This is a genomic window from Microbulbifer okhotskensis, assembly GCF_023895975.1.
Taxonomy (GTDB): Bacteria; Pseudomonadota; Gammaproteobacteria; order Pseudomonadales; family Cellvibrionaceae; genus Microbulbifer; species Microbulbifer okhotskensis.
The window spans coordinates 1-12,709 of record NZ_JALBWM010000011.1; the positions used below are offsets into that span (position 1 = coordinate 1).

General features: G+C 46.3%; 8 protein-coding genes. 5 read left to right on the forward strand and 3 right to left on the reverse strand.

The genetic code is table 11. The annotated features are described in order from the left end of the window. Window positions 1-162: 162 nt before the first annotated feature. The 4 genes from MO867_RS04275 (at window position 163) to katG (ending at window position 7,397) form a co-directional block, all read left to right on the forward strand. On the forward strand, window positions 163-1,743 hold the full coding sequence (locus MO867_RS04275; protein WP_373565860.1) for an ethylbenzene dehydrogenase-related protein: 1,581 nt from the start codon (window positions 163-165) through the stop codon (window positions 1,741-1,743). A 131-nt stretch (window positions 1,744-1,874) separates the two neighbouring features. Further along, window positions 1,875-2,384, forward strand: a complete 510-nt coding sequence (locus tag MO867_RS04280; RefSeq protein WP_252464941.1) for an Lcl C-terminal domain-containing protein — start codon at window positions 1,875-1,877, stop codon at window positions 2,382-2,384. Between the two features lie 80 nt (window positions 2,385-2,464). Next, the gene (locus MO867_RS04285) at window positions 2,465-4,813 is read left to right on the forward strand and encodes a DNRLRE domain-containing protein (RefSeq protein WP_252464943.1); all 2,349 of its coding nucleotides are present in this window, start codon (window positions 2,465-2,467) and stop codon (window positions 4,811-4,813) included. Window positions 4,814-5,123: 310 nt separating this feature from the next. Continuing rightward, complete coding sequence (gene katG, locus MO867_RS04290) at window positions 5,124-7,397, forward strand: catalase/peroxidase HPI (protein ID WP_252464945.1); 2,274 nt, start codon at window positions 5,124-5,126, stop codon at window positions 7,395-7,397. 109 nt (window positions 7,398-7,506) lie between these two features. Here the strand turns inward: katG and MO867_RS04295 are convergent, their stop codons facing one another. Beyond that, window positions 7,507-9,714 carry a S9 family peptidase gene (locus tag MO867_RS04295; protein WP_252464947.1) on the reverse strand — a complete coding sequence of 736 codons (2,208 nt, stop codon included), beginning with the start codon at window positions 9,712-9,714 and terminating at the stop codon, window positions 7,507-7,509. A 282-nt stretch (window positions 9,715-9,996) separates the two neighbouring features. Between MO867_RS04295 and MO867_RS04300 the strand changes: the two genes are divergently transcribed. Next, window positions 9,997-10,452 carry a hypothetical protein gene (locus MO867_RS04300; RefSeq protein ID WP_252464949.1) on the forward strand — a complete coding sequence of 152 codons (456 nt, stop codon included), beginning with the start codon at window positions 9,997-9,999 and terminating at the stop codon, window positions 10,450-10,452. 166 nt (window positions 10,453-10,618) lie between these two features. Here the strand turns inward: MO867_RS04300 and fghA are convergent, their stop codons facing one another. Together fghA and MO867_RS04310 are read right to left on the reverse strand one after the other, a co-directional pair. Continuing rightward, window positions 10,619-11,473: an S-formylglutathione hydrolase gene (fghA, locus tag MO867_RS04305; RefSeq protein WP_256473762.1), complete on the reverse strand. Its 855-nt coding sequence runs from the start codon at window positions 11,471-11,473 to the stop codon at window positions 10,619-10,621. Between the two features lie 14 nt (window positions 11,474-11,487). Further along, on the reverse strand, window positions 11,488-12,621 hold the full coding sequence (locus MO867_RS04310; RefSeq protein WP_252464951.1) for an S-(hydroxymethyl)glutathione dehydrogenase/class III alcohol dehydrogenase: 1,134 nt from the start codon (window positions 12,619-12,621) through the stop codon (window positions 11,488-11,490). Window positions 12,622-12,709: the final 88 nt, after the last annotated feature.

The following is a 12,709-nucleotide window of genomic DNA, read 5'->3' on the forward strand; positions in this document are numbered from 1 at the left end:
TCATCTCTTTTTTGCTAATAGTAAAGAAATGACACAGAATTCTGAACACTACCTCTGGGAACTTCTCACGTAAATGATGACCTACTCTTTTGTAAATCCGATTTAGCCTTCACGAAAATGCCACAGTCTAGCTTTAGCCTAAGCCCTTTTTAAGGCTCATTCATGGCGTACAGACCAAAGAGCACCCTGTGGACAATACTGCACAGTGCGGCCATTATTGCCGTCGTCTGTAGCCTGTTGACCGGGTTGCGTATATCCACACTCAGCAAGCCGGCCATCCTTCATATTGAAGAGCTATTGCCTCAGGGACAAGTTCACAGTTTCCATTTTATTTCCGCAATCCTTCTCTCTAGTATCTTCATTGCATATTTCATCTACAAATTTAAAACTCTACTGGAAAATTTATCGAATCCCCCTGAAAAATCTGCGTGTACAGCCGGATACCATAAAATAGTTACGCGACTCGGCGTCGCCTGTATGGGGCTTATGCTAGTCAGCGGCTGGGGATTGTTTATTGGCAGTAGCAATAGTGCAATATTCCGACAGATACACTTTTTTGGCGCAACTGGGGTATTTCTCTATATATTCATGCATGCCGGGGTTTATCTGGCAACTCATGGTATTCAAGTAGCAGGGCAAGTCTTACCGAAAGTAACCTCAGGATACAAACCCACCGTTATCACAAGCCTGGGTGTCACGGTCATTTTATTTACAACCTGGATTTTAATACACAACGAATCCTATTTTAATTTAGCTATCAATAAAATCAGTGCGAATACAGTCATAGAAATTGATGGATTTCCGCGGGAGTCCGCCTGGAAGCTGGCACACCCAATAAAAATTCACACTGATGGAGGTGCCAACTTTTACAATGGCAAGTCGACTGTAAACATACAGGCACTTCATAATGGCCTGGAGGTCTACATGCATATCGCCTGGGAAGACCCAACTGAGAGCCTCAAGCACCTACCTTTGGAAAAAATAGAAAAAGGCTGGAAAATACAGCAACAAGGCTTTCACAGTTTTAACGAAACGAAATACTATGAAGATAAATTCGCCATATTAATCTCTAACTCTTGCGATTATGGTGCGGCAGGCACATCGCATTTGGGTCGAAAGCCTCTGAGTAATATGCCAGCAAACTGGCATGGTAAGGGTTATCACTATAGCACTTCGAGTAAACGACATGATCTCTGGCATTGGAAAGCTGTTCGAACCAATCAAATGTATTTAGCGGATGATAGCTATATTGGAAATCCAGATAAAGTCAGGCCCGGGGCGCGCCGCTATACCGCAGGTTACCTCCAGGATGGAAAAGAGTCAGGTGCATATCTAATGAACTGGGCATGGTATTCCCCTGAAGTGATCACCCCGAAGCGAATACCGAAAAATCAGCGCTCTGCCTCTGCTATTCAGCAAGCAGATGTTAATCCCGATTGGACAATTCCCTGGTTTGACTATCAACCCTACAGCGAAAATAGTGATATCTATCCACTCGGCACCCTGATGCCATCAGTTCTTTATACATCAAACCGCTTTGAAGGTGATCGTGCTGATGTCAGGGCACATGCAGTCTGGCAAGATGGTATCTGGTCCATGGAGATGGTCCGAAAGCTGAATACCAACTCACCGTTAGATGTCGCCATTAAAGATGGTGTTTGTATTTGGGTTTCCGCCTTCGACCACTCACAGGTTGCGCACACACGCCACTCTCGGGCAATAAAATTAGAGTTGACTAATTAATCATGATAGTTCGTATTTTCTGGATTTTTGTATACCCGCTAATAGCTATCCTAGTCACTATTTTACACACCCCCTCCCCACCGAAGTCCAAGCAACACAAACTTATTAAAGTGGACAGACAAGGCAGCCCCATGGCGGCCTGGGCCGGGCCTTGGTCATGCATCTGTGACACGGACAGCGGCCTCCTTTGGGAGGTGAAAACTGATGACGAGGGAATCCATGATGGCAAGTGGACTTATTCCTGGTATCAGTTTGAGGAAGGCATTGCCAATAATGGGGACTGCTATTTTGAAAAAGAACGCTGTGATACTGAAGATTTGATTCGCAGAACTAACAAGCAAGCGCTATGTACCTCTACCAGCTGGAGACTACCTACTATTACAGAATTAAGATCAATCACTTTTAAACAGAATAAGCCAGGGAAAGCAATGATTGAGAGTGAGTATTTTCCCAAGACCCAAAGGGGGGACTATTGGACAAGTGATTCCAACCGTCCATTATTCGGCGTGTATCAGTATTTAAATACCGGTGCCGGAGCTGTAAATTTCATTAATGCCGAAACCATCACAATTCCTTATAAAAATGCAGCTTTTGTTCGCTTAGTCTCCAGTCATTCAACAGCCTGTAATAAAAATCAATAATAATTGCGGCGCGCCATTTCCAGCTTCTCTAACCTGCCATTTACAGCGGTGCTCCCAACCATACTTTATAGGAAAATCCCATGAGACGAATCTTAAGCGGTGCTTTTTCTATCTCGACTCTAATTTTCGCCATTGATGCCAGCGCAGCTACCAAACACCATAGGCTTGCCTGGGATGGCGATGCATCAATCAGTGCAGTCATTGGTTTTTCACCTGACGGTAGCAGCAATAATCCCTACATCAACTTCGGCTACTCCACCAATGAAGAGAGTTGGAATAGTCAATCAATCAATTCAACTTATACTTTTGATGGCAGTTTAAATAGTCATTTCGTGAGGCTGGAAGACCTAACTCCAAATTCCGCTATTTACTATCGAATATGTGATCAGGATGGTTGTGGTGATCGATTCTGGTTTAAAACCGCTCCGAGTGATAAAACCCCCTTTGTGGTTATTGCCGGTGGAGATACTCGTACAGGGCATACAACCAGACGTGAAGGCAATGCTCTGCTCGCAAAAATTCGCCCCCTGGCAGTCATGCACGGAGGTGATTTCACTAATGCCAATAGCGCATCTGAAATGGATGAGTTTCTTGACGACTGGGCGCTAACCTACTCGGACGACTCGATAGACGGCTATAGCTATAAACGTATATACCCATTGATTCCCACTCACGGCAATCACGAGGATGGTAACTACTCGACAACCTGCCAGGTATTTGGCATAGACTTCAATGGAGATGGGACTTGTAATCCCAGTGACACTTATGGAGCAGTCCAAATTTCCCCGCTGTTACGAGTCTATACATTAAACAGCCAATTCCAAGATAGTGGCTGGTCGTCCTATGCAACGGCGATGAATAATTGGCTGGAAAATGACTTGTCGAGTAGTGGGGCCTACAGCAACTGGCGATTTGCCCAATATCACAAGCCTATGTTTCCCCATTACAGTGGTAAATCTGAAAACCCAACGCTCTTCAACTGGTGGGCACACCCATTTTATGACTTTGCCATGAACCTAGTAGTTGAATCAGATACCCACTTGACCAAACTCACCGAAGCCGTAGCGCCAAGTAATAACGATTTTTCTATCAGTGACTCTGGTGGCACGGTCTATGTCGGCGAAGGAAGCTGGGGGGCTCCCGCACGTTCAGCAAATGACGCCAAATTCTGGACCATTGATATGGCCAGTATTCAGCAATATAAAGTAATCCAAGTTAGCCCTGAACAGCTGATTGTCCGCACTGCCCAATTTGACAATACGGCGCATACACTGAGCCGTGAGGAACGTGCGAATGATCCGATAGTTCTACCCCAGAATATCAATTGGTGGAGCGCCAATCGTATTGGAAAAACTATGACTCTCGCACAAAATACTTCAGGTAGAAGTATTATTGTTGAGGATGGCAATAGCGGAAGCACCCTGTCTTTACCCGTCAGTGATGATACATTTATATCATCCCGATACGCCTCCAGTAATTTCAACGGTGACTCCGACGGTCTGCTCGCTGATGGTAGCGATAGTACTTACGGTAGTCTTTATTCTTTAATTCAATTCGACCTGTCCGATTTATCTACCTGCTCCGCAATCAGCGCCGTAGAGCTTGAGCTAAATATTACCAACAGGTCAAGTAATAGTTATGGTATTTACTTGGCTGGAACTGACTGGGAGGAGGACTCAGCCACCTGGAATACCGTGGCGGGCTCGGCGGTACTCTCCCTACTGGCAACAAGTTTTGTCCCTTCCACCACCGGAATCCTCACCATCGATCTTACTTCCACAGGCATCCTGGATAGTTGGCAAACTACTGGGAATACGGGGCTGGCAATTGCATCACTAAATGGCAGTAATGGCGTCGATATAACCTCAAAAGAAAGCGGAATCACACCCGTTTTAAAAGTGCTAGCCGAGTGCGGTGGTAACGCCAGTGAGAAGGTCTCACTAGTTGCCTCAGATGATGTGTTCATTTCCTCCAGAGCCGAAGACAATAATTTTAATGCGGACGGCGATGGCTTACTTGCTGATGGTAGCGATCTGATCTATGGAAAAATCTACAGCCTAATCCGCTTTGATCTAGCCGATCTCCAATGTACCCAATATATCGATGCAACGCTTGAGGTTAATGTGACCAACACATCCAGTAATAGTTATGGCATATATCTGGCTACCAAAGACTGGCGCGAACAGACAGCCACTTGGGATTCCGTGGGGGGGGACAACATTTTAGGCCTGCAAGCTAACAGTTTTACGCCTTCATCCACTGGTCGCCATCTTATTAACCTACAGTCTTCGGGCATTATCGATAACTGGTTAAATGGCAATAATACTGGCTTGATTATCGCTTCTGAGGGCGGCATTAACGGTCTGGATATGAGTTCCAAGGAAAGCGGACAGAGCCCATTGCTTGCACTTGAAACCGTTTGTAAATAAAACTCACTGGGCTCTCTTACCGGGAGCCTATTTTTTCAAAGGATCTCTGCCAAAATCAGTTCGAACATTATAGCGTTATTCCTTTATTGTTGTTTGGCATCTATATTCTCTGTGAAAGAACAATCAATTTTCGATTTTCTACGCCAGAAAAGAAGCCTGAATATTTTCCTATGCAAACCTATCTGGCATAAACCAACAGCGATTGTCTTTGTCAATAGTCCTTATAAATTCTTTTTAAGTGCCGTACTATCAAGCATCTATATATTAGTAAGTCGAAGGATATACCAACGATCGCAGGGAGTTGCATTCAATGCTATTTGAAAATATTCACAATTATGTCGCCGCAGTAATCATGATGTCATTAATAGCGCCACTCAGCGTTGCAGACAATCATGAAGAAGTAGTCACCGACCCTGTTTCACTGCAGGGTGCGGTAGAAGGGCAACCAAAAACTAACCAATTTTGGTGGCCGAATCAACTGGACCTACGCCCCCTCAGACAACATTCACCCAGATCCAATCCGATGGGGGATAATTTTAACTATGCTGCGGAATTCAAAACCCTGGATCTTAACGTCGTAAAAAAAGATATCGAGACTCAGTTGAAAACTTCTCAGGACTGGTGGCCTGCCGACTATGGTTACTACGGTCCCTTTATGATCCGCATGGCTTGGCACAGTGCCGGTACCTATCGAATAGGAGATGGCCGTGGCGGTGCACGCGGTGGACAACAACGCTTCGACCCGCTCAACAGCTGGCCAGATAATGCCAGTTTAGATAAAGCCCGTCGCCTACTCTGGCCTATTAAGCAAAAATACGGCCGCAAGCTGTCCTGGGCGGATCTTATGGTCTTGACCGGTAATGTGGCATTGGAATCCATGGGTTTCCCAACTTATGGCTTTGCCGGTGGGCGGGAAGATGACTGGGAACCCGATCTGATCTATTGGGGACCCGAAAAAAAAATGCTCGGCGATGAACGTTATACCGGCAATCGCGAACTGGACAAGCCTTTGGGAGCAGTCCAAATGGGCCTTATCTATGTTAACCCTGAGGGACCCAACGGCAATCCAGATCCCCTCGCTGCGGCGCAAGATATACGGGAAACATTCGCGCGCATGGCCATGAATGATGAGGAAACCGTCGCGTTGATCGCCGGGGGGCATACGTTTGGTAAAGCGCACGGCGCAGTCAAAGCCGATTGCCTTGGCCCGGAACCTGCCGCTGCACCTATTGAGCAACAGGGGCTAGGCTGGAAAAATACATGTGGAAAAGGAAATGCAGATGACACCATGACTTCTGGGCTCGAAGGTGCCTGGTCTGCCGTACCTATTAACTGGAGCCAACAGTATCTGAACAACTTATTTAAATTTAACTGGGTGAAAACAAAAAGCCCCGCAGGCGCCGTTCAGTGGATTCCTGACGATCAAAGTGCAGCAAACCTAGTGCTCGATGCTTTCGATAAGAATAAGCGTCATGCGCCCATAATGTTTACAACAGATTTATCCCTGAAGTTTGACCCTAGCTACAAGGAAATCGCCAAACGCTTTCATGAAAATCCAGAAGAGTTCCAACGTGCTTTTGCAAAAGCTTGGTTCAAGCTGACTCATCGGGATATGGGGCCTCGCGCTCGCTATCTGGGCAGCGAAGTACCCCAGGAGGATTTGATTTGGCAAGACCCTGTACCCGTGGTTAATCATCCGCTCATTGACGACAATGATATTGATGAACTTAAAGGCAAATTAATGGCAACAGGCATACCTGTACAAGATTTAATCAGAACTGCCTGGGCTTCAGCCTCTACTTTCCGTGGTTCAGACTTTCGTGGCGGAGCTAATGGAGCTCGTATTCGCCTGGCCCCCCAAAAAGACTGGCCAGTGAATGACCCCGATAAGCTGGCACAAGTCCTGACAAAACTCACAAGTGTGCAGCAGGCATTCAACGACGCTCAGTCCGGTGACAAAATGGTATCCATGGCTGATCTCATTGTTCTGGGAGGCGCTGCGGCTATAGAGCAAGCTGCCCAGCTAGACGGGCATAAAATCAAAGTTCCATTTAAACCCGGGCGCACTGATGCCAGCCAGCAGCAGACGGACATACAATCCTTCGCTGTACTTCAACCCCAGGCAGATGGATTTCGCAATTATTATGGCGATGGATATGGAAGGACTCCCACTGAATTGCTGGTGGATAAAGCAAGTCTGCTGACACTGAGCGTGCCTGAAATGACGGTACTTGTTGGTGGTATGCGTGCGCTCAACACAAATACCGATTCATCCCCCAATGGGGTTTTTACTCAACGCCCTGGTACACTCACAAATGATTTTTTTGTGAATTTACTAGACATGTCTACCGTCTGGACCAAGTCCGCAAAATCAGAAGGGCTTTACGAAGGAAAAGATCGCAGTAGTGGCCAGGTTAAATGGACCGCAACTCCTGTCGACTTGATTTTTGGTTCAAATTCCGAGCTTAGAGCTGTCGCCGAAGTTTACGCCTCAACTGATAGCTCACAAAAATTTATTAATGATTTTGTTATGGCATGGAGTAAGGTAATGAATCTAGATCGAGTTGATGTGCCTGAATCATAAGGCGAAATCGTATAGGTGGAAACTGAACTCCTTATAAGCTACCACCCGCCTTAACAATAAAAAACCGAGGTCATGCCTCGGTTTTTTATTGTTAACATTTAGATAAAATCTAGCCTTGATTTTTTAATTTTCTATCAAAAAATTGTTTTATCATACTATATTGGTGAATTCGGGTTTGCTTACCGCGCAAACTGTGTTTCTTACCCGGGTATGTCATTAATTCAAATTGCTGCCCACCATCCTGCAACTGTTTAATCAACTTGGTGGTATTGGTAAACAACACATTATCATCTGCCATGCCGTGGTAAATTAACAAATCTCCCTGTAATTTTTTTGCGTAGGGGAAGACAGAGGATGTCTTGTAAGAGTCCATATCAACTGTTGGGTTACCCATATAGCGTTCAGTATAGTGAGTGTCGTAAAGCGTCCAATCCGTAACTGGCGCGCCCGATACTCCTGCTTTAAAGTAGCCCCCGGCTTTAAACATACTCATTAAAGCCATATAGCCACCGTAGCTGTGGCCGTAGATGCCTATATTTGAACTATCCACGTAAGGTAAAGAACGCAGGAAATTCACCCCGGAAATTTGGTCTTCCACCTCTGGAGTTCCCATATTTTTGTATATTGGGTTTTCAAAAGAAGCTCCACGGTTAGCAGAGCCGCGATTATCCAGAGAAAAAACGATATAGCCCTGTTGGGCCATAAACTGATTGAATTCTCTATCCCAGCTATTGGTAACAACCTGTACATGAGGTCCACCATAAACAAAAACCATTACAGGATAGCGTTTTTTGGGATCAAAATTTGCTGGCTTATATAGTCGATAGTGAAGGTCCTGGCCATGGGGTGCTTCGATATTGCCAAACTCCGGGACTATCCACTGGTTTTGATACGGGTACAGTGGATGATCGCGATCCACTGCATTCTCTTCCAGCCAGGTCACTCTCGATCCGGCAGAGTCATGTAAACTGACCTGCGGAGGAGTCGTTACACTGGAAAACTTATCAATATAACCGGAAGCATCCTTGGAAAACTCAATGGAGTGCATACCACTGCGCTGTGAGATTCTGAGAATATTACTCTTTCCCTGGATTGATACTGAGTATAAATGTCTCTCTATCGGAGTCTCTTTTCGTGAAGAAAAGTACAGTCGCCCCAATGTCTCATCAACAGCTTCGAGCTCATCAACCACCCAGTCTCCAGCGGTCAATTGTGACTGCAATTTACCACTTAGATCATATTTATAAAGATGTTTGAATCCATTCCGCTCTGAAGACCAAATAAATTCATCGCTATTTTTTAAAAAAAACAGATCGTCGCTCAAGTTTACCCAGGTATCACTATATTCCGTCAGAAGGATCTTCGTTTTTTTTGTTTTCAGGTTGTAGGTTCGCAATTCGAGTTTCTGTTGATCACGGGATTGCCACTGGAAACTCAAAAGATGATCACGGGCCCACTGAACCCGAGGGATATAAATATCCTGATTATCCCCCAGGTTAATCCAGCGCGTATCCCCTGAATCAAGATTCATAACGCCCAAACGTATTTTGGCATTGGCTCGGCCCGCCGCAGGATACCTTTGCCGTATCATTTCAATACGGTCTGCATAGATCTCACTTCGGGTTACCTGATCTACGGGAGATTCGTCGACCTGCAAGTAGGCAATATATCGATCATCAGGAGACCACCAATAGCCCGTCATTCGCCCCATTTCCTCTTGGGCTACGAACTCCGCCATACCATTTTTAATAGGACCTTCACCATCTGTGGTCAGTTGCCGTTCATTGCCAGTTTGCAAATCAACGACAAAAATATTTTGGTCACGGATAAAAGATACAAAGTGTCCCTTTGGTGAGACCTTTACATCGGTCTCAAAGTCTTCCGTTGCCGTTAAACGGCGTGAAGAGTGTTCTTCCAGGTCGTAGTAGTAAATATCTCCCGCCAGAGGAAATAAGAGAGCTTGGCCATCCTCTGACCAGCTGTATTCCATGATGCCACTGCCGTAAATCCGCTGGCGTTCTCGCCTGGCCTTCTCTTCATCGGAGAGCTCTTCACTTCCACTGTGTAATTTATCGGAATTCACCAGTACACGAGACTGCTTATCTTCCAGGTTGTATTCCCAGAGGTCATAGCGGTTGTAGTCGTCAGTCCGACCTTTTAAAAAAGTGACACGGCGGCCATCCGGGGAGTACTCCAGCGCACGAGGGGTAGCACCACTCAGAGCAGGATCAGAGAATAAGCGCTCAATAGTAAGCGGCTCTGCAGAACAAATTCCTGCAAAAGTACAGCCGAGCAATGCAAGCAGTGTCTGTTTCATGGGGAAGCTCTTTGTATTCAATATTGTTAGCAAGTCGTCAATCACTCTGCGACCAGAACAACTTCTGGCAAGTACGGCTATATTGGTGCTATTGCAAAATAGGGGCTATCGCAAACCGTATAGTGGATTCTACAACGGAACCTTTCGGGAGGTGTAGCAACTGACACTCTTGGATAATCCTACTGCTTTGCCCCCTCTTTACAATTGTTTACTCTGCTTAACCAACATTTGTGGTTAGCTAATGTCGTAAAAAGGCTTTTATTCAATAATGGGGTAACAATAATGAAGGTCCATTTCTTTGCCTCTATGGCCGCCGCTCTATTTGCTGCTGGCTGTAGCTCGACACCAGAAATACCCTCTACGGAGTCGTTTATTACCGACATCACTGAACTGGGACACCGCCGTTTCACCTACAAAGCGACCATAGGTTCCGGGCCGGGGGATCGTGGAAAACAACCCAGCGGTGGTGGCAAAGGCCCAGGGGGTGGCGGTAAAGGCCCAGGAGGTGGCGGTAAAGGCCCAGGGGGCGGTGGTAAAGGCCCTGGTGGCGGTGGCGAGCCAAGCGGAGCGAGTGGCCCAGGCCGTAATTCAGGGGATATCAAAAAATTGGCAAAGCAGAGGATGGAACTACTACTGGCTGAAAGTAGCTTTTGCCCCAATGGATGGTTCCTGATCGAACAGACCTTTGATCAGAACAGAGCAGAAATAATAGGTGAATGCCGGGCACTCCAGCTGTAGCAAGGCACTACTCCTCAGCACCCCCGCAGCCAGACAATTCTGTCCCGGCCCAAGGGGGTGACTTTCGCTTCGCAGACCAATATCCCTGTGCAGCCAGTCAAGCAATCAAACTACATTAACCAGCTCACTACCTTCCCTACAAACAGGCTGTAAAAAGTGAAAGCACTTAAGCATCTATCTTCAACAAAAAATCGGCATGAAATCGTAAGTGCTCTTCTATAAATGAGGCAATAAAGTAATAACTGTGATCGTAACCCTGATGATGCTCTAACTTAAGTGGATAACCGCTGGCCTCTGCCGCTATCTGCAAGGCATGCGGTTTGAGTTGCTTCCCCAGAAACTGATCTTGATCTCCCTGAGAAACTAATATTGGCAGATGCTCCACAGCCCGGCCAATCAATACAGTGGCATCGTAATTTTCCCAGCTCTGTGCATCCGCCCCCAAGTATGCTCCCAGCGCCTTTTCTCCCCAGGGGCAGGCAATGGGATTACAAATGGGACTAAATGCAGAAACAGACTGATAACGCTGTGGATTACGCATCCCTATCACCAGAGCACCATGTCCACCCATTGAATGCCCAAATATGCCGCGTCTATTATTTGTCGGAAAATGCATTTCTATCAACTGTGGAAGCTCGTCAACAATATAATCATACATTCTATAATGTTGCCTCCAAGGTTCTTGAGTTGCATTCACATAAAAGCCAGCACCCTGCCCCAGGTCATAAGCCGAATCATCGGCTACTCCATCACCTCTGGGGCTGGTATCTGGCACCACTAAAATAATGCCCAGTTCGGCAGCAAGTCGCTGTGCTCCCGCCTTTTGACTAAAGTTTTCATCGGTACAGGTGAGCCCTGACAACCAGTAGAGTACTGGATACTTCCGTATTGTATCCCCCTCCTTATCCTGTGGTAAAAAGACGGAAAATACCATCGGACAGTTTAGGAGCCTAGAGCTATGTCGATACTGTTGCTGTAAACCATCAAAGGCCTTGGTGCTATTTATCAGCTCAATAGACATTGTTTTCTTTCCTATTAAACTTTACCAAAGTGAATAACACTGCGAATACTTTTACCTTCATGCATCAGGTCAAAAGCATCATTAATCTGTGACAGGGGCATCGTGTGAGTAATAAAGTCATCCAACTTAAATTCGCCGGCCAAATAGCGTTCCACAAAAGCAGGAAGTTCTGAGCGGCCCTTTACCCCGCCAAAGGCAGATCCCTTCCAAACGCGACCCGTCACTAACTGAAATGGACGGGTAGTGATTTCCTGACCCGCTCCGGCAACACCAATAATAATGGACTCGCCCCAACCCTTATGACAAGATTCCAATGCCGACCGCATCAGATTTACATTGCCCACACATTCGAAGGAGTAATCTACTCCGCCATTGGTGATTCCCACGATCACATCCTGAATCGGCTGGTTATAATCTTTGGGGTTGATACACTCTGTGGCGCCTAGTTTTTTCGCCAAGGGAAATTTTTCTTCGTTAATATCAATACCAATAATCCGAGCAGCACCGGCCATCTTGGCACCAATGATTGTAGCTAGACCTATTCCACCCAGGCCAAAAATTGCCACACAAGAACCGGCCTCCACCTTGGCGGTATTGGTTACTGCCCCCATTCCCGTGGTAACACCGCAACCCAGCAGGCAAACTTCATTTGAGGGGGCTGCAGGGTTTATTTTTGCGACCGAAATTTCGGGTAGCACGGTATACTCAGAAAAAGTCGATGTGCCCATATAGTGATAAATAGGCTGACCATTTACCGAGAATCGGGTGGAGCCATCTGGCATTAGCCCTTTACCTTGGGTAGCTCTAATCTTCTGGCACAGGTTTGTTTTTCCCGAAAGGCAGAATTTACACTCTCCGCATTCAGGAGTGTAAAGAGGTATTACATGATCCCCCACCGATACACTGGTGACTCCCTCGCCAACCGACTCTACAATACCCGCTCCCTCATGCCCAAGAATCGCTGGAAATACACCTTCGGGGTCATCTCCCGATAAGGTAAAAGCATCTGTATGACAAACTCCGGTGGCATGTAACTTTACACGCACCTCACCGAGCTGGGGCGGCATTACATCTACATCTTCAATTACTAAACGCTCACCGGCGCCCCAAGCCACAGCTGCTTTACAGCGAATTGTCTCAGCACCCATTTTCATTCATACCTTTCGTTGTTTACTTATATGGCGCCCAGCATAGCCGGCTATCAATACCGGTGCAAAACCTAAAGCTCAGGAGAAT

Bases quoted from the DNA above. Each gene is read 5' to 3' on its own strand.
- MO867_RS04275 (WP_373565860.1), top strand. From the start codon at position 163: ATGGCGTACAGACCAAAGAGCACCCTGTGGACAATACTGCACAGTGCG.
- MO867_RS04280 (WP_252464941.1), top strand. From the start codon at position 1,875: ATGGCGGCCTGGGCCGGGCCTTGGTCATGCATCTGTGACACGGACAGC.
- MO867_RS04285 (WP_252464943.1), top strand. From the start codon at position 2,465: ATGAGACGAATCTTAAGCGGTGCTTTTTCTATCTCGACTCTAATTTTC.
- katG (WP_252464945.1), top strand. From the start codon at position 5,124: ATGCTATTTGAAAATATTCACAATTATGTCGCCGCAGTAATCATGATG.
- MO867_RS04295 (WP_252464947.1), bottom strand. From the start codon at position 9,714: ATGAAACAGACACTGCTTGCATTGCTCGGCTGTACTTTTGCAGGAATT.
- MO867_RS04300 (WP_252464949.1), top strand. From the start codon at position 9,997: ATGAAGGTCCATTTCTTTGCCTCTATGGCCGCCGCTCTATTTGCTGCT.
- fghA (WP_256473762.1), bottom strand. From the start codon at position 11,473: ATGTCTATTGAGCTGATAAATAGCACCAAGGCCTTTGATGGTTTACAG.
- MO867_RS04310 (WP_252464951.1), bottom strand. From the start codon at position 12,621: ATGGGTGCTGAGACAATTCGCTGTAAAGCAGCTGTGGCTTGGGGCGCC.